Annotated in this window: 14 protein-coding genes and 3 pseudogenes; 5 read left to right on the top strand and 12 right to left on the bottom strand. The window is 59.7% G+C overall.

What is annotated here, in order from left to right; genetic code table 11:
• Nucleotides 1-18: 18 nt before the first annotated feature.
• The 4 genes and pseudogenes from ACSQ2Z_RS25830 to ACSQ2Z_RS25815 form a co-directional block, all read right to left on the bottom strand.
• Nucleotides 19-377 (bottom strand): annotated as a pseudogene (locus ACSQ2Z_RS25830) (aminotransferase class V-fold PLP-dependent enzyme); the annotation flags it as partial.
• A 192-nt stretch (nucleotides 378-569) separates the two neighbouring features.
• The gene (locus ACSQ2Z_RS25825) at nucleotides 570-1,916 is read right to left on the bottom strand and encodes an SLC13 family permease (protein WP_436084032.1); all 1,347 of its coding nucleotides are present in this window, start codon (nucleotides 1,914-1,916) and stop codon (nucleotides 570-572) included.
• Between the two features lie 96 nt (nucleotides 1,917-2,012).
• Nucleotides 2,013-3,527 (bottom strand): malonate--CoA ligase, encoded by a 1,515-nt coding sequence (locus ACSQ2Z_RS25820; RefSeq protein WP_436084031.1) that lies wholly within the window; start codon nucleotides 3,525-3,527, stop codon nucleotides 2,013-2,015.
• Nucleotides 3,524-4,948: a malonyl-CoA decarboxylase gene (locus tag ACSQ2Z_RS25815; RefSeq protein ID WP_436084030.1), complete on the bottom strand. Its 1,425-nt coding sequence runs from the start codon at nucleotides 4,946-4,948 to the stop codon at nucleotides 3,524-3,526. Before ACSQ2Z_RS25815 ends, ACSQ2Z_RS25820 begins: the two co-directional genes overlap by 4 nt.
• 166 nt (nucleotides 4,949-5,114) lie before the next feature.
• Here ACSQ2Z_RS25815 and ACSQ2Z_RS25810 point away from each other — a divergent pair, with 166 nt between their 5' ends.
• Nucleotides 5,115-5,765, top strand: coding sequence for a GntR family transcriptional regulator (locus ACSQ2Z_RS25810; protein ID WP_436084029.1), 651 nt, complete (start codon nucleotides 5,115-5,117; stop codon nucleotides 5,763-5,765).
• 522 nt (nucleotides 5,766-6,287) lie between these two features.
• Complete coding sequence (locus ACSQ2Z_RS25805) at nucleotides 6,288-6,899, top strand: J domain-containing protein (RefSeq protein WP_436084028.1); 612 nt, start codon at nucleotides 6,288-6,290, stop codon at nucleotides 6,897-6,899.
• A 142-nt stretch (nucleotides 6,900-7,041) separates the two neighbouring features.
• On the opposite strand, the gene ACSQ2Z_RS25800 is transcribed toward ACSQ2Z_RS25805, so the two are convergent.
• Together ACSQ2Z_RS25800 and ACSQ2Z_RS25795 are read right to left on the bottom strand one after the other, a co-directional pair.
• Nucleotides 7,042-7,326, bottom strand: coding sequence for a hypothetical protein (locus ACSQ2Z_RS25800; RefSeq protein ID WP_436084027.1), 285 nt, complete (start codon nucleotides 7,324-7,326; stop codon nucleotides 7,042-7,044).
• A 20-nt stretch (nucleotides 7,327-7,346) separates the two neighbouring features.
• Nucleotides 7,347-7,868 (bottom strand): annotated as a pseudogene (locus tag ACSQ2Z_RS25795) (conjugal transfer protein TraA); the annotation flags it as partial.
• On the opposite strand from ACSQ2Z_RS25795, the pseudogene ACSQ2Z_RS25790 reads away from it, so the two are divergent.
• From ACSQ2Z_RS25790 to ACSQ2Z_RS25780, 3 genes and pseudogenes are all read left to right on the top strand, one after another.
• Nucleotides 7,797-8,056: pseudogene (locus ACSQ2Z_RS25790) on the top strand (hypothetical protein); the annotation flags it as partial. The pseudogenes ACSQ2Z_RS25795 and ACSQ2Z_RS25790 overlap by 72 nt on opposite strands.
• 123 nt (nucleotides 8,057-8,179) lie before the next feature.
• Entirely contained in the window at nucleotides 8,180-9,373 is a 1,194-nt protein-coding gene (locus ACSQ2Z_RS25785; protein WP_436084026.1) for an aminotransferase class V-fold PLP-dependent enzyme, read from the top strand.
• 168 nt (nucleotides 9,374-9,541) lie between these two features.
• Complete coding sequence (locus ACSQ2Z_RS25780) at nucleotides 9,542-11,470, top strand: adenylate/guanylate cyclase domain-containing protein (protein ID WP_436084025.1); 1,929 nt, start codon at nucleotides 9,542-9,544, stop codon at nucleotides 11,468-11,470.
• 1,047 nt (nucleotides 11,471-12,517) lie between these two features.
• Here ACSQ2Z_RS25780 and ACSQ2Z_RS25775 read toward each other — a convergent pair.
• Genes ACSQ2Z_RS25775 through ACSQ2Z_RS25750 form a run of 6 tightly spaced genes read right to left on the bottom strand, consistent with a single transcriptional unit; the run spans nucleotide 12,518 to nucleotide 17,295 of the window.
• Nucleotides 12,518-12,877, bottom strand: coding sequence for a cupin domain-containing protein (locus ACSQ2Z_RS25775; RefSeq protein WP_436084024.1), 360 nt, complete (start codon nucleotides 12,875-12,877; stop codon nucleotides 12,518-12,520).
• Nucleotides 12,878-12,887: 10 nt separating this feature from the next.
• Nucleotides 12,888-13,892 (bottom strand): quinone oxidoreductase family protein, encoded by a 1,005-nt coding sequence (locus ACSQ2Z_RS25770; protein ID WP_436084023.1) that lies wholly within the window; start codon nucleotides 13,890-13,892, stop codon nucleotides 12,888-12,890.
• A gap of 33 nt (nucleotides 13,893-13,925) precedes the next feature.
• Nucleotides 13,926-14,804, bottom strand: a complete 879-nt coding sequence (locus ACSQ2Z_RS25765) for a 3-keto-5-aminohexanoate cleavage protein (RefSeq protein ID WP_436084022.1) — start codon at nucleotides 14,802-14,804, stop codon at nucleotides 13,926-13,928.
• Nucleotides 14,804-15,571 (bottom strand): SDR family NAD(P)-dependent oxidoreductase, encoded by a 768-nt coding sequence (locus ACSQ2Z_RS25760; RefSeq protein ID WP_436084021.1) that lies wholly within the window; start codon nucleotides 15,569-15,571, stop codon nucleotides 14,804-14,806. The genes ACSQ2Z_RS25765 and ACSQ2Z_RS25760 overlap by 1 nt, the downstream gene beginning before the upstream one ends.
• Entirely contained in the window at nucleotides 15,568-16,494 is a 927-nt protein-coding gene (locus ACSQ2Z_RS25755) for a dioxygenase (protein ID WP_436084020.1), read from the bottom strand. Before ACSQ2Z_RS25755 ends, ACSQ2Z_RS25760 begins: the two co-directional genes overlap by 4 nt.
• Before the next feature lie 27 nt (nucleotides 16,495-16,521).
• The gene (locus ACSQ2Z_RS25750) at nucleotides 16,522-17,295 is read right to left on the bottom strand and encodes a glutathione S-transferase family protein (RefSeq protein ID WP_436084019.1); all 774 of its coding nucleotides are present in this window, start codon (nucleotides 17,293-17,295) and stop codon (nucleotides 16,522-16,524) included.
• Nucleotides 17,296-17,311 lie beyond the last annotated feature (16 nt).

Raw genomic sequence — 17,311 nt, 5'->3', positions numbered from 1 at the left:
TACGAGTGATAAGCAAACGAATTCCACTGCTGCCCGCAGGCCGAGACGAACCGAATAGTTCTTCTCCCACATTTCAAAACGTCTGGCATCAGGTCGCAATTCATATCGATCAGGCCCGTCCAGGGCGCGCCATCGAGGTCGATCATCGCTGGCTCGATCGTCTCCAGGACTGATTTACGCATGTGAAACCAGTTCCCCGCGGCGCGCGGAGAAATTTCCTGCCAAGTAGCGGTGAGGATGTCGCAGCCGAGCGCGTTAACATCTATCGGAGTTTGACCAGCAGCTTGGCATGCGTCGAGCAGATAGAGAATGCCATTTTCGCACGCTATCCGACCGATCGCTGCTGCTGGGTTGATACGCCCGCCGTTACAGGAAATTCCTGCTTGCGCGCGTTGGAGACGCGGGCTCACCTCCGGATTGCTGAAGCGCCGTTCAATTCTGCACAGTGGGTTACACCAGATACAAGATAGCGCTTTGTGGTCGTCCAACTCCGCGCTCCCTTACCAGCAATTGCAAGCGTGCCGAATAGAAATCGGCACGCCTTTTGGGCCGGCGATGCGAGCCCGCTTTCACACCAGTCCAGGCACGACGAATACCAGCCAGGCAACGACCGGGCCGATAATCGCAATCAAGGCGCTGTAGATTAGCAGTTGACGGAGAACGTGCTCCCGCTTGTCGTCCGGCGCATTGGCGACGACGAGTGCGCCGTTGGTGGAAAACGGGCTGGTGTCGACGATCGTCGTCGAGATCGCGATCGCCGCTACCACACCGACGGCGCTGATATGCCCTTGCAGGAGGAATGGAACCGCGAGCGGGATAATGGCGCCGAGCAGCGCGGTCGACGACGCAAAGGCCGAGACGATAGCACCGGTGAAGCAAAGCAGGAGCGCCACCAGCAGCGGCATGCCGAGACTGGATATGCCGTTCGCCACATAAACGACCGTGCCGGCCTTTTCCATGACGCCGACATAGGTGATGATGCCGGCGATCAGCAGCACGGTCGACCAGCTCACCTTGTCGATCGCCGCTTTCTGGGTCTTTGGCGACAGCAGCGCGAGTACGACGGCGACGGTCATTGCGACGAGGCCAACATTGAACTTGAAAACCAGGGCGCCGATGCCGAGCGCCGTCAAGCCGATCAAGGTGGTAATTCTCTCGTTGTTCAGGCGCAACGTCGTGGCAGTGTCAGCCGCGGTCCCGTAGGCATGCTCCCTGATCGGTTTTGCAGGTGTGCCGCCATGACCCCTGATCGACGCCGATACGCCTTCAGGATGCAGCTCTGGCAGGGGGCCGGATGAGGCCGGTTCTTGTTTCATCACCTTTGCGCCGCCGAAAACGAAGAAGACCAAGACGGCGATCGCCAGGTTGAAGAAGAAACTGGAGAGAAACAAGGACGTCGGAGCGAAAGGCAGGCCGGCCTTCTCAACGATCTGGTTGGTGATGCCGCCATAGATGCTGATCGGCGAAAAACCGCCCGCCTGCGCGCCGTGGATCACCATCAGGCCCATCATGACCGGATGAATGCGGTACTGTACGGCAAAGCTCAACGCGACCGGTGCGAGGATGGCGACCGCAGCCGGCCCAAGAGCACCGAAGCCGGTAATAACGGCGGCGACGAGAAACATCACCCAGGGAATCAAGCCGATCCGCCCGCGCACCAGCCGGACGGCGCATTCGACGAGCCAGTCGATGGTGCCGTTGATCTGCGCGATGGCGAAGAGGTAGGTGACAGCGACGAGCGTCAAGAACAGATCGCTCGGAAAGCCGGCAAAAATGTCGCTGGTTTTCATCCCGATGATCATCGAGCCGAGCACGAAGGCGCCGGCAAACGCCAGTGCACCCATGTTGATTGGCTGGATCGTCGCGATGATGAACATAGCGACGAGCAGCCCTATGGACAGTAATTCAATACCCATGATTCCCCTCCCTCCGACGCCTCCAGCGCCGTAGTTGTTGTTTTCAAGATTGATACGGGATGTCGACGCACCCTCCTCCCAGAGGGCGCGGTCGCCTTACGTCCTTGCGTACAGATCGGCGTATTGCTGCCGCAGGATGTTCTTCTGAACCTTACCCATCGTGTTGCGCGGCAAGTCCTCGGCAAAGATGATGCGCTTGGGTTGCTTGTAGCGCGCGAGACGGTCCTGGAGTGCGCTGACGATGGCCTTTTCATCGAGGACGACGCCGGGCTTGCGCACGACGATGGCCGTCACGCCTTCTCCGAAATCGGGATGGGGCACGCCGATCACGGCGCTCTCAACCACCCCCTCGATCTGGTCGATCTCGCCCTCGACCTCTTTCGGATAGATGTTGTATCCACCCGAAATCACCAGGTCCTTTCCGCGACCGACGATGTGCACATAGCCGTCGCCGTCGATCTTGCCGAGATCGCCGCTGATGAAGAAACCGTCGGCTGTGAATTCGGCCGCGGTCTTTTCCGGCATGCGCCAATAGCCCTTGAAGACGTTCGGCCCTTTGATCTCAATCATGCCGGTTTCTTCTGCCAGCAGCACGGCGCCGGTGGCGGGATCGGTTACGCGCACCGTCACGCCCGGCAGCGGGAAGCCGACCGTTCCGGCAATCCGTCTCCCCTCATAGGGGTTCGATGTGTTCATATTGGTTTCCGTCATGCCGTAGCGCTCAAGGATCGCGTGACCGGTGCGTGCCTGAAACTCGGTATGCGTCTCGGCAAGCAGCGGGGCCGAACCGGAAATGAAGAGGCGGATGTTGGCGACCGCCTCTTTGTTGAGGCGCGCGCTTTGCAGGAGGCGCACATAGAAGGTCGGCACGCCCATCAGCATCGTTGCCTGCGGCATCAGTGAAACCACCTCGTCGGCGTCGAATTTCGACAGCAGGAAGATCGAGGCGCCGGCAAGCAGTGTAACGTTCGTGGCGACGAACAGCCCATGCGTGTGGAAGATTGGCAAGGCATGAATCAGCCGGTCGTCTGCGGTGACGCGCCAATAGTCGCGCAGGGTCAGGGCGTTCGAGAGCAGGTTCCCATGCGTGAGCATAGCCCCCTTGGAGCGTCCCGTCGTTCCCGACGTGTAGAGGATCGCAGCAAGGTCGTCTGAGGAGCGCGAGGCATCGATAAAGTCGGCCGGCTCATCGCGTGCAAGATCAAGCAACGAGCCGGTGCCATCAGCGTCGAGCGTTTCGACGATGGCACCGTGAGGCTTCGCGATTTTCTCGACGCCACCCCGCGCGACCGACGAAACGATCACCAAGCGCGGTTCTGCATCGCCAATAAAATAGTCGAGCTCAGCCAGCGTATAGGCGGTGTTGAGCGGCAGGTAGACCGCGCCGCTGCGAAGGCAGGCGAGATAGAGGATCAAGGCCTCGGCACTTTTCTCGACCTGCACCGCAACGCGGTCGCCCGGGCGAATGCCGAGCGTGTCCATCGCACTGGCAATGCGGCCGGAAAGAGCGAGCGCGTCATGATAGGTCCATGTGCGAGTGCTATCGGTCCTGATGAACGGTGCGTCACCGGGCGCGGCAGCCCGCATGGCGTCGAAAAGATGGTTGCTCACTTTCGCCCTCCTCCAAGCGTTGAGTTCATTATTTGTGCGAATGGCCGGGAGCCTTGTTGGCCATTGCCCCCGCGGCGGCTTTCGTCGTTCTGGTTGAGCAAACTTTTGACGGCCGGCGAAGCAATCACTTCGCTGCGCTGCGCCAACGCCTCGTGGTTAGCCACGATGTCATCGAGCTTGTAGAGATAGTTGACCATCAGGCCGTGTGCCTGCTGCATCGCCTTGGTCGAGCGGTCGCCAAGAAAATTCAGTCGTTCCAGTCGAGCGCCATTGCCGAGATGGAAGCGGGCGACCGGATCGACCGGGCGGCCCTCCGGTGTCCGCTCAGTCAGGAAATAGCGCGCCGCGAGCGGCAACAATACGCGCTCCACCTCGATCACCGTGCTCCCGTCTTCGGCCCAGTTCGGATCATCGAGCAGCATCAGTGTTTCGCGGATCGCTTCTGACAGCAGCCGATCAGCGGCCGAGGCGCGCGCCTTGGCAAGCCAACGGGCGAAGCCCGGAACCGGCGACAGCGTGACGAAATTCTTCAGGCCGGGCAGATCTCTGCGCAGATCGTCCACGACCTGCTTGATCAGAAAGTTGCCGAATGAGATTCCGCGCAGGCCATCCTGGCAGTTGGAGATCGAATAAAAGACGGCCGTCGTCGCCTCGTCGGCATTGATCTGCTCCCTGCCCTCATCCAGCACATCTCCGATCGCCCTTGGTACGGATCGTGTGAGCGCCACCTCAACGAACACAAGCGGCTCGTCGGCCAATCGAGGGTGAAAGAAGGCAAAGCATCGACGGTCGGCCGGCGCCAAGCGACGGCGCAACTCCTCCCAGCCGGCGATCTCGTGCACAGCCTCGTATTTGATGATCTTTTCAAGGATATAAGCCGGCGTCGACCAATCAATAGGTCGCAGCGTAAGAAAGCCGCGATTGAACCAGGAGCCGAACAGATGTGCGAAGTCGGCGTCAAGCGCATGATATTCTGCGGATTGCTCTTTCGAAGCAAGAAGCTGTTGCCGCATCCGGACGAGGTTGGCGGTGCCGTTCGGCGCGTGATTTAATCGGCGCAGGAGCTCCTGTCGCCGCGGCTCGGCCGCCTGGTGAAGAGCAATGACCGCGGAGGAGCTTTTGTCAGTGCGGTAATTTTCAATCGCCTGGTCGAGCTTGATGGTATCGGGCCCAAACTTTTCATGAAGCATATGAAGGAATTTCTGCGCACCCTCGCTTTCGAGTGCCCCCCAGCGCTCGAGTATTTCGGCAGCAATGGCCATGCCTGAAGCTTCGCCCCGGCTCGATAGCAGCATTTCACAGAGCGTCTGGAGATCGACTTCAGTTGCGACTTGAGCGGTGCGCGAGCCGGAAAACAGGAGCTGGCGTCCGCGATCCGTGATGCTCTGTAGCATGTCGGTGAAGAAGGAAGCCTCAGACATGCCATTCTCCTCTCTTCTGGATGGTCGACCAAGGATGCGCGGACCGTTTTAAGACCACTTCCCCTGGCCGGGTTTCACCGGTAGTATGTAGATTGCCATGTTTCGTACACGAAATCAACTATCGTGTATACAAGAATAGTGTTTATGTATGAGGGAAACGAAACGAATGTCCGAGAATGTCGGCCGATGGCTTCGGGATGAGATTGAAAATGCAATTCTTTCCAACGAGTTCGCGCCTGGCGCACGCTTGGACGAAATGGTGCTTGCCAATAGGTTCGGAGTCTCGCGAACGCCGGTGCGGGAGGCGCTGATGCAGCTTGACGCCATTGGTCTGATAGAAATCCGTCCGCGGCGAGGTGCTGTGGTTATCGATCCGGGGCCGCACCGGATCTATGAGATGTTTGAGGTCATGGCCGAGCTGGAGGGCCTCGCCGGATCGCTTGCCGCCCGGCGGCTGGACGAGGACTCTCGAAAAGCGATCACAGCCACCCACAGCCGCTGCGAGCGGTCCGCCGCTGCCGGTGACAGCGACGCCTATTATTATGACAATGAGGAGTTCCATAAGGCCATTTACGCGGCAAGCCGAAGCGACTTCCTTGAGGAGCAATGTATCCAATTGCACCGGCGCCTGCGCCCTTACCGCCGCCTGCAGTTGCGCGTGCGCAACCGCTTGGCGACGTCCTTTTCGGAACATTGCGGCATCGTCGACGCGATCTTTGCCGGCCACGGAGAGGAAGCCCGCCGGCTGCTGCGCGGGCACGTCGGCATTCAGGGCGAGCGCTACAGCGACCTGGTCGCAAGCATGACGACCAAGTGACTTTGTATTCAAGCAACGGGCTGGTCAGGCAATCTTGGACTTCGTGACGATGCGGGAAACCTGGTTCTCGCCGAGATGGTGGTTTGCCGCCCTGCCTACGCTAGTCGCCATTCTTGATACCAATGTCCTGTTTCCCATGTTGCCGCGCGATACGCTGCTACGCGTTGCGGTAGCGGGTTGCTTTCGGTCTCACTGGCCACCTCGCATTCTCGAGGAAATGACCCGCAACCTTGTCAGCGATTACGGCATGGACCCATCCCGGGCGCCACTGAGCCGTGTCGCCATCCCACGCCTTGAAGGGATATGAACCGGCGCCGTCGCCCTCAAATTATTCAAGGCTATGATAAACCGGGGATAACAGACGGAATATGTTGAAAGCTGGCTGGCGCCTGAGGAAAGGTATCGTTCAAAATACATCTAGGCAGTTGCTTTTTTCGGCATCGCTGGTGCGCGATCCAGAAACTCTTACGGCAGCGTCCGCAAATTCTTGCCGTGGTGGCTAGCTGCGTCCATATAAGCGCCATGACGTTTGATTCGAAGATATTTGTTGGGCTTAAACCTGACCGCAAAAAGTCAGCTCCCGCCAGCGAACCTGCAGGTCCGAAATGCCAATGGGACGGTTGCGAAAAGGTTGGCGCGCATCGCGCTCCTGTTGGGCCGGGTGCGGAAGGCCTGTATCTGTTGTTCTGTCTTGAGCACGTGAAAGAATACAACAAGGGATACAGCTTTACGACGGCTCCCTCGAACGCGGACATCGCGCGCTATCAAAAGGAAGCGGCAACCGGCAGTCGTCCGACCTTTGGAACCCGTGTCAACCAAGCGACCGAAATCCCGATCCCGTCGACTGTCCGGTCCGGTTCTGCGAAGACATTAAAAGCCCGCAGAGCCGCCGCACAGCACCCGGCACAAAAGAGCAGTCTCCTCCAAAGACGAAAACTCAAAGTGCTCGAAGCCAAGGCTTTCGAGACACTCGGTCTTTCGCCGGAGGCGACACCGGAGGAAATCAGGCGCCGCTACAAGCAACGGCTCAAAATGCACCATCCCGACGCCAACCAAGGGAGCCGTACCTCCGAAGACGAGCTTCGGGCATCGATCGAGGCGCATAAGATCCTCAAACTGAACGGACTTTGCTAAGGCTCACTCATGGGATTGCCGTGTAGGGCTCATCCAATCCCGCGCGGCGCGTCTGCCCATCGCTGTTTTCAAGAGAGAGCCAAAAGTTGTAAGCGTTGAAGGAAACGAACCAGCGACACGGGGTTCTGGTGCGAACTTTTTTCTAACCGCGGACGGAAATCAGCTCCGCGGCCAGCGCTGTTGAGCCTCTGCCGTGGGCCTCATATTTAGTTACGGAGCCTCCGAAACAGTCGCGCAACCGGCGAAACTCGACCTCCTCACCCTCGAACCAGGCGTCCAGCCCACAGTAGGCAACCGCGGTCGCGGCATCGCTGCCATAAAGCGCGAGTGCCTGGTCGATGATGGCGTCACCGGCCGGATTGCCTTGGGCGGCGGATTGCGGGCTTGTCGCCTGCGGTCTCTTGGACCGAACTGGATTGCGCGACATCATCGTCTCCCCGTGTCTGAAGTGATTTTTGAATGATCGCCGGCGTGCCGGGCGTCAAATTTCATGGCGATGATCGCATGGGCATTGACATGTGGACGCTTCCCGCCCTCTCCCGCCTCTTTCGGATCACTGGCAGGATCGTGCACCAAAGACATAGCGATGGCCGGCAAACTGATGCGCGAGGACGCGAACCGCGCCCTCGAACGCCGCGACATCCCTTCCGGCTGTGTAGCTCGCCGCGCCAATCTTTCTGCGCCAGGTCACCCGCTGCCTTCTCGTCGGCGATTGAGTGGCCGCGATCGTACATGTGGATGCTGATCGACCAGGCCGCGCAAACGGCTGGCCCCGAACTCGACGCCATTTCCGTGCCCACGAAACGAGAATTTCGCCTCTGCCTCGCTGGCTGCCGCGCTGGCGTCGTAGCGGCTTTGAATGATGCCGCCTGCTTTGGTGTCGCCCGTCAGCTGCTCCCCCTGCCCGCTTCTGAGTACGACGAGCCCCTCAACGCTCAAGGATCCATCGTCATCCTTCTCGATGGCATACACCTGCATTTCGAATATCTCGAACGCATCGGCGACGGCTATCTCTTGACGGCGAGCATGAGCTCATGATCGAAGCGATCCTGGCCCACACCCGTCAGTTCCAGCACAACTTCATCCAGTTCCTGCGCGAAAACGATACGACCGACGTATCTCTTGGTCGGCTTGTCACAGCCGGGTCGCTTCTGTAAAAACGCCGCGAAACCACGAGCATTCGACGTTAAGTTCTGTTTGCTATGCGAATAGGCAGATTGAGCTGGGTGGTGCCGTTTACTGTCGGGCAATAGACGGCTTGACATACAGGAACGTCCCACATGACTTATTTTGCGGTTGATCAGACGGCTGAAGACGAGAGTGAATGGGAGCGTATCCGTGCGCAATATCCAGCGCAGGAGCCCTTCCTGAACTTGAACAATGCTGCGGTCAGCCCCCCGCCAGTGATAGTGCAGGAGGCGATGGTTGATGCCTATCGTTTCATCAGCCGCAATCCTGATTACAATATGTGGAGCAGGCTTGATGCCGCACTACCGGCAATCAAACGCGAGCTGGCGGAACTGATTGATTGCGCGCCCGAAGAGATCGCGCTGAACCGGAATTCGTCGGAAGGCCTCTCGACGGCGATCTTCGGGATACCCCTTAACAAAGGCGATCAGGTACTGATCTCGCCTTGGGACTACCCCAGCGTATGTGCAGGATGGTTTCAGCGCCAACAGCGCGAGGGCATTGAGGTCGTAAACTGCGCTTTCGACCTTATGGACAGCGACGAGGATATCATCGACACGTATTTTGCAGCGATGACGCCGTTTACTCGCGTCCTGCAACTGACGCACATGTACCATTGGAATGGCCGCGTCCTTCCCATCAAACGGCTCTGTGAGATAGCCCGGGAGCGCAACATCATCACGATTGTCGACGGTGCCCAGACATTCGCTCAAATGCAGGTCAGCTTTCGCCAACTCGATTGCGATTTCTTTGTTACAAGCCTTCACAAGTGGCTTGGCGCGCCCGTCGGCAATGGAACGCTCATCGTCAACAAACACCGGATCGAGCAAACCTGGCCCTTGCTTGCCCCTTTCGACCAGCCAGCGTTGCAAATAGACAAGTTCGACCACTGGAATCTGGGCACATACAATTCCGCGATACAAGCGGCAATCGCACCTGCTATTGAATTCCACAAAACTATTGGCGCGAGTAGAATGCATGCCCGGCTGCGCGAACTTACCCGATATTGGGTCGGTCTCGCCCAAGATATTCCCGGTTTCCGGCTACAGACATTCACCGATACAGACAGCCTCGGCGCCATAAGCCTGTTTTCGATCGACGGTCTCGATTTGAGAAAACTCGAACGGGATCTTCGCGAGAATCACCAGGTTCACGTAAAATATCGCACGGTCAAGCACGTCGAGGGCCTGCGCGTTTCACCGCACATCTACATGCTGAAGAGAGATCTCGATACGTTCGTGACCGCGCTGCGAAACGCATTGGAGGCAGGAAGTCGCCGCTTTTGAGGAGGGTGCACGTGGATTGGGTAGAACGAAATGGACTCGCAGCCATGTGACCTTGGCTTGGAATGTTCGGAAGCCCTAAGCAGACATGCCGCTTGGAGTCTGCTAGTTGCGGCGCTTCGATGGGTGTAGACTGCCGTTACAATTGCATGTTCATGCAAGAGAACGATGATGAGTATCCCCGAGCTCGACCGGAAGCTGCTGGCGATCCTGGCGGCGGATATGGCAGGCTACTCGAAGGCGATGGAGGCCGATGAGGCCGGTACCATCAAGCGATTGAAGACCATCCGCGCCGAGCTGATCAATCCCGCCATCTCCCAGCGCCATGGCACCGTTGTCAAGCTGATGGGCGACGGAGCGCTCGTCGCGTTTGACAGCGTGGTTGATGCGGTCGCCTGCGCCGCGGAGTTTCAGAATGCCGTGGCGGCGCGCAACGCCGGCCTACCGGAGCCTGAGCGCACCGTATTCCGCGTCGGGATCAATCTGGGCGATGTGGTGTTGGTGGACGGCGATGTGTATGGCGATGGGGTGAATGTCGCCGCGCGGCTGGAGCAGTTGGCCGAGCCTGGCGGCGTGATGGTGTCGGGAACCGCATACGATCATCTCCAGGGCAAACTCGACTGGCCCCTCGATTTCGCCGGCGAGCAGCAGGTCAAGAACATCAGCCGCCCGGTGCGGATGTATCGGCTGAGACTCGACGGCAAACTGGCGCGTCGCCCGCTTCTAGGAATGATACCGCGCTGGGCCAAAACGGCTGCGGCGTCGATCGTGGCGCTTGCTCTGGCGGGCGTCGGGGTCTGGTGGTTTTTGCCGCCCGAACCTTTGAGCGGCAAGCCGTCGGTGGCGGTGCTGTCCTTCGACAATTATGGCGGCGACGAGGCTAGCGGGCGTCTGGCCGATGGCCTGACTGAGGACATCATCACCGACCTCGCGCGGTTTCCCGAATTCGAGGTGGTGGCTCGAAATTCGACGGAAGTTTATAAAGGCAAGCCGGTGGATGCCCGCCAGGTCGCAAATGCGCTCCATGTCGGCTTTGTACTGGAAGGCTCGATCCAGCGGCAGAGGGGCCGGGTACGTATCACAGCACAGTTGATCGATGCAAAAACCGGCCATCATCTTTGGTCGCAGAATTGGGACCGGCCCGCAGAGGACGTGTTCGCCGTTCAGACCGAAATCGCAGAGCAGGTCGCCAACCGCCTCGGCGGGGGAGTGGGACTGATTCAAGAGGCCGGGCGGGCTGCAGCCAAACGTAAACGGCCTGAAAACCTGAATGCCTATGATTACTATCTTCTCGGGTCCGAGAACATAGAAAAGCTCACCAAAGCCGATGACGAGGAGGCCATCACGTTCCTCAACCGCGCCGTTGAGCTGGACCCGGGGCTGGCACGGGCCTGGGTAGAACTTTACCATGCTCATGATCTAATGGGTGTGTTTGGCGTCGATCCCGAGAGCAACCGCAAGGCGGCCGCCGATGTGGCCGAACGCGCGGTGCGGCTTGATCCGAGCGACGCTGAAGCACATGCGGTGTTTGGTATGAGCCTTGCTAATCAGGGCGACATGGGCCGCGCCAAGTCTGAGCTGGACACGGCCCTTCGTCTAGCTCCGGGTTCGTCCGAAATCCTGACTTTCTATACCGGCTTTGCAGCACGATTCGGGGAACCCGAACGCGGCGCTCAAATGGTCGACCGGGTAATGAGGCTGGACCCGAACTATCCGATGTGGGCGTCCAACTTCTTCGCACCTGCCTATTTTATGGCGGGCCGATATGAGGACGCGGTGAAGATGCTGGAGCGCATGACGCCCAACAACTACCAAAAGTGGACTTGGGTAGTCCGTAGCAGCTCCCTCGCGGCACTGGGTCGAATCGATGAGGCGAATGCTTCGGTTACAGAAGCTCTCAAGCAGCACCCCGACCTGACTGTAGAGAGCATGATCAATGAACCCGGCCTAAGCACAATGGAGCGCAGTCGGTTCATAGAGACGATGCCGCTAGCTGGCTTCCCGGCGTGCTCCAAGCCTGAGGCGCTGGCGAAACTCGCCAAGCCTGTGCGACTGCCGGAATGCGAGGCAGGGAAGGCGAACGCTCTCGGGCAGCCATAGAACTTACAACGCGCTTGCGAGCCGCTGATCACTCCAGCGCCAGCGAGCACCCACAACATTGGTCCTGTAACGGCCGCTTTTCTCCTCCCCGTTAACTTTCCAGCTGATTGGTCTTACACGCGCAGATAAGGTTTGTTTTCAAGCGCACCGTAGGGACCGCTTCGAGCCGATAGCGGTCTACGTCTCAATCGCTGCCTTGAAAGGAGCGGAACCTATGCCCACGAATTGCCAATCGGATTCTGCTGACCATCTCGTGTTGAATTCGGTCACCTCGCGAACCCTTTCGCACCTCTCATTTTTCACTATCCTCCTGATACTTCTTTTCTAAAAGAGTGCCTGAATTGAATCGCAGGACCAGTGCCGAGCGGCATGGCAGCTGGGTTCAATCAATGGCTCCTAACGTGGCGGGACACCTGATCTTCGTAGTGCGCCCGCTTTGGCTCGTGCCAACTCTCGGTGGTTGCGGGCAAGTTCCTGGGCTCGGTACCGGTAGGGAGGCGAAACTCATGACCGTCATGGGGATAAGGAAGCATAGAAATGCAGCACCGAGTTACATCGGTGTCGTAAAACTTCAACCTGACCGGTGTGCCACGATCCGATCGGTCGACGATTGATCACGCTCTCATCCGCGGATTGATTACCGCATTTCCCATGTTCGTCGCGGGCCTTCCTCTGCCTAAGCACGGGCATAAGCTGGATGCTCGCCCCAACGTGTCTCGAGGATTTCCCATCATGCCTGGATTTCGCGGCACGCCGGTCAGGTTGTTATGTATTTTCCGAACTCCCTTGAGCCTGTTTTCTTACTGAACTGGCTGGATATGTCGGCTACTTCAATGTGCCTAGCTTTGATGATGGTGCCGTGAGTGACCTAGTAGGCCGGCCAATAAATGCCCCTCACCTGGCCGGCCGGAGGCGCGAACTTGCAAGATAGATGACGTTGTTGCGAGCGGCGGACTTTTTGCCTAGCTGCCACGCACGCGTTGTGGCAGCTGCCAGGTTGAAATGTCCGTCGCTGCAGGTTATCCGACCGGGCAGGTCGAGCGGCCCCTATACAGCGGTGCGAGGCTCGCATTTTTTCGTGGGCATGGCGAGCAGGACCGAAGCCGGCGCATTCGTGCGGTTGGATAAGGCCCGCGCTTCTCCCGGCGCAAGCCGACAGCTATCGAGATAGCCGAGCGTGACCGTCCCCGTCTGCGTTTCGATGGTCACCTTGCCGACAACGACGATATAGATCTTCTCGACAGCAGCGTCCTTGAGCGAGGTCCGCCCGCCGGGCAGGAGATGCGACAGGCCGATCCAGATCGTATCGGTTTCCGTCGCCTCCTTTCCCTGCAGACGCAGGCAGCGCATGTCGTAATGCTCCGCCGCTTCGTAAAGCTTGGCTTCCCCGTAGCGGGTTACCTGCATCGCCGGTCCCTCACGGCTTCAGCAGGACGCGATCGGGCGTGCCGCGCAGCACCGAGGCATAGGCCTTGGCCGCATCGGCAAGGCTGTAGCAGGTCGCCTGGTTGATCGGGAAAGGCTTCAAAAGACCTTCCTCGAATTTTGGCTTCAAGCGGTCGAAGATGCGGGCGCCATCGACAGAAGACAATGCCAGCGTGTCGATGCCGATATATTTGTGGCGGCCGCGGAAGAAGTTGAAGATGTCGAAGGGCACGGCCCGGTCGAAAGTGGAAATGAAGATCTGCCGCGCCTGTTTCGCCATCGCCTTGTTGGCGATTTCGAAATAGGGACTGCCGACGGTGTTGAATACGATGTCGGCGCCATGGCCGCCGGTCTGATCGCGAACGATCTGGGCGACATCATCTGCGCTGCTGTTGAGCATCGTCACCGGCGCATTGGTGTGCCCCTGCAGAGGCTGGTCGTTATATTCGACGGCAAAAACCTTGGCGCCGGCCATGGTTGCGAGCTGGATCACAGCCTGGCCGACCTTGCCGTTGCCGCCGCAGACAAGCACGACATCGGTCGGCTGCACGCCGCCGGCTTCCCGCAAACCTTCGTATGCGGTGATGAACGGCACGCCGATGGAGCCCGCCTCCTCCATGGTGAAATTCGCAGGCTTCTCGCGCGCTGCCTTCTGGTCGAGCACCATCCATTTGGCATGGCTGCCGTCCTGGCTGATACCGAGTTCGCCGCCGCCGCCCCAGATCTCCAGACCGATCATCTGCTTTGGCCCTTCGCAGACGATCCCGCCGAAATCGCGACCGGGAATACGTGGCCAAACGGCGTGCGGCATATGGCCAAGGGAGGCCTTCACGTCGCTCGGATTAACGCCGGCAGCGACGATTTCGACCAGCACCTGGCCGGGGCCGGGGCGCGGTACGCTGACATCGACGACGTCAATGAGCAGATTGTCGAGATCGGTGGATGCCTGCGAAACACGCAGCGCCTTGCCGGCCTTTGTCTCTGTCAGGATGTTCATTGGCTTTGTCCTTTCATAGGTCCGCCCGGCCGCTCAGGCCTTCAATTGCAGGATGTTTCTGGCTTCCGACGGGCCGGCGATCTGCCCGCCCAGCTTTTCGATGATGTCGCGGGCGCGCTCGACAAGTTCGCCGTTGCCTTTCGCAAGCACGCCCTTGGCGATGTAGGAATTGTCCTCCAGCCCGACCCGCACGTGGCCGCCGAGCAGATAGGATTGCGCGGCCATCGGAAACGACATCCGGCCGACGCCGAAGCCGGTCCAGACCGCATCACGCGGCAACATGCGCGAAGCGAGCGCCATCGCGTCCGGCGTTGCAGGCAGCCCGTATTTGACGCCCGTGACGATTGTGAACATGGCGGGCGATTTCAGCACGCCGGCTTTCAGGAGATCGAGGGCGAGCTGGATATCGCCAGTGTCGAAGACTTCCAGCTCCGGCTTGACGCCGGCGCCATTGATGAGGTCCGCCATGATCTTCACATTGCCGGGTGTGTTGATCACCACCTCGGCGCCGAAGGTCATGGTGTTGAGGTCGAGCGTGGCGATATCCGGCTTCAGCGCAACAATGTGCTCCACCCGCCGCTCCGGCCGCATCAGCGTCGTGCGCGGCCCGGCGACGGCCGGGTTTTCATCGCTCGGATGATAGCGCCCGCCGGGTCCGGTGGTGACGTTGAGGATCACGGCATTGTTCCTTGCCCGGATCCGCTCGATGACCTCGCGATAATATTCGAGTTCCATCGACGGCTTGGCCGTTTCCGGATCGCGGACATGAATGTGGACGACGGCCGCGCCGGCATCGGCGGCCTCCAGGCAGGAGTTGGCGATTTCCTCGGGCGTGACCGGCAGGCCGGGATGGTTTTCCCGGGTGGTGAGGTTGCCCGTGACGGCGCAGGTGATAATGACTTTCGGCTGCATCAGAGGTGCCTCCCGCCATCGACCACGATCCGCGTGCCGGTCGAGAATTTGAGATGTGTCGCACAGGCAAGGATCGCCTCGGCGACATCGGTTGTGGACGTCAGCCGCTTCAGTGGCGTCGTGGCGGCGGCCTTATCCTTGAATTCCTGCCCCCGTCCGGGAACGAAATCGGTATCGACCATGCCCGGCGACACGGCCATCACACGGATTTGCGGAGCAAGTGCCCGGGCCAGCGAATTGCTCATGATGTCGAGGCCGGCCTTGGCGCCGCAATAGGCGATGTTGGAACCGATGCTTGTGAAGGCCGCGATCGAGGAAACGTTGACGATTAGTCCGTTACCGCTTGCCTTCAAGGCAGGTGCGAAGGCCCTGACCGTCGCAAATACGCCGCGCCAGTTGTTGATGAATATCTGGTCGATCAACTCGTCGGTCAGCGCATCGAGATCGGCATGCGGTACCGGTTTGGTCACGCCCGCCGTATTCACTAGGATATCCGCCTGCCCGAACCCGGAGAGCACGGCATCGCGAAACGCCTCGATGCTCGGCGTCTCCTCGATCGACACCGGCAGGGCGGCGTGTCCCTCGCCCGGCAGGGCTTCAACGAGCGCTTCGGCCTTTTCCTTGGCCGACCGATAGCCGACCACAACACGGGCACCGGCTTGGGCGAGCAGCCGGCAGGTTTCCCGGCCGATCCCGCCGGAGCCGCCGACCACCACTGCGACCTTGCCTGTCAGAGCATGCGACATGTTCATCATCTGCTCCGTCATGATTTCTTGCCCGAGATCGGCGGCATCGGATAGCTTGGCTCGCCCTCGACCAGCTTGAACTGGTATTCGCAGCTGTAGAAAGGCAGCGGCGCATCCGGATGATCCGGGTGCGGCTCGGTGTGCTCGACGAAATCGCCGATGATCTGGGTCTTGGCGCCGAAGACGACATCGGTCGCCAGCGCATCATGCGTGTCCGAGAATATCTGGGTGACCAGCGTCTTGTGACCGGGCGCCGAGACGATGAAATGGATATGCGCCGGGCGCATCGGGTGACGTTGCTGCGCCCGCAGGAGATCGCCGACGGGACCATCGACCGGCACCGGATAGCCGGCCGGCTTCACTGAGGTGAAATGGAAGCTGCCATTTCCATCCGTGCGGAAAACACCGCGCAAGTTGAAATCGTCCTGTCCGGCGTCCTGATTTTCGTAGAGACCGACTGGCGACGCCTGCCAGACGTCGAGCTTGGCGCCCTCGATAGGCGCGCCATCGACGCCGGTCACGCGGCCTTTGAAATAGAGAGCCGGGCCGGGTGTCTCAGAGCGGGCGATGCAGTCGCCGCAGGCGCAGTCCGGCGCCTGCCCTCGATAGAAGGGGCCGAGCAGAGCCGACATGGTCTCGCCCTGCATGCCGTCATTGTTGATCAGGTCGATCAAGGTCGAGGCGCCGACGACATCGGCGGCGAGCACCACCTCGTTGTTGCTCTCGTTGGTGTGGTGACCAAGGGCGGCGATCCAGCGCAGCCCCTGCTCGAACTCCTCCTCGGTCGGCTTCGTCTCGATGATGAAGGCGTGCAGATGCCGAACCATGGAATCCATGATTTGCTTCAGCCGCGGATTGGTCGTGCGCGACATCGTCGAAAGCACCGTCGGCGTCACGTCGGCAACAGTGCTGATGAGCTTAGCTTCGATTGTTACATGCTGCATGATGCTTCTCCTGTCGTTGCCCGCGCTTCAGGCGGCTACGGTCTTCAAGGCCTGCAGATGCGGATATTTTTCCGTCAGCAGGGCACCGTGGTAATAGGTCTTGGCAAAGGCGTCGGTCGTGCGGATGCGGTCGAGCCACCCGCTGATCTCAGGCGCATCCACCCAGAGGTGGCCGAGATTGATGTCGTCCATGCGCACGATGACGGGCATGATGGCGATATCGGCGAGCGTCAGGTCCTTGCCCATCAGCCAGGGGCCGCCGCTTTCCCGGAGCCATCTTGTCATGCGCTCTATCCCGCGCCGCAGGCGGCCGAGCGCTTCGTCCATTTCGAACTGCGGAAAGCCGGTGCGGCCCATCTTCAGCAGGAACTCGCGGCGAAGCGGCTTGCTGTCGCAGACGGCAATGAATTCCTCTTCCGTCATCGTCTGATAGTGCGGCAGGAAAGCCAGGTTGTAGGAGGGCACGCGGACGGACGGCGTCGGCACTTCGTCGATGTAGCGCATCATCGCCCGCATCCGGGCAATCTCCAGCGGATTTTCCGGGCGCAGCGGTGAGACCGTGCCGAGGATCTCTTCCAGATATTCCATGATGACGGCGGAATCGATGACTGCATTGCCGTTGTGCACCAGAGCCGGCACCAGCCCGTTCGGATTGATCTTGAGGTATTCCGGCTTGAGCTGGTCGCCCTTGAAGAGATCGAGCTTGTGCTCCTCGAACTCTCGGCCCTTGGCATGCAGCACATAGCGTACGCGCTGGCTGCAGGTGGATTGCGGCGCATTGTAAAGAACATATTCCGGCATGACTTCTCTCCTCCCG

This window comes from Pararhizobium sp. LjRoot235 (assembly GCF_964254145.1).
GTDB lineage: Bacteria > Pseudomonadota > Alphaproteobacteria > Rhizobiales > Rhizobiaceae > Pararhizobium.
Note: the sequence above shows the minus strand (reverse complement) of the source record. Positions and strands in the feature narration are given on the sequence as shown.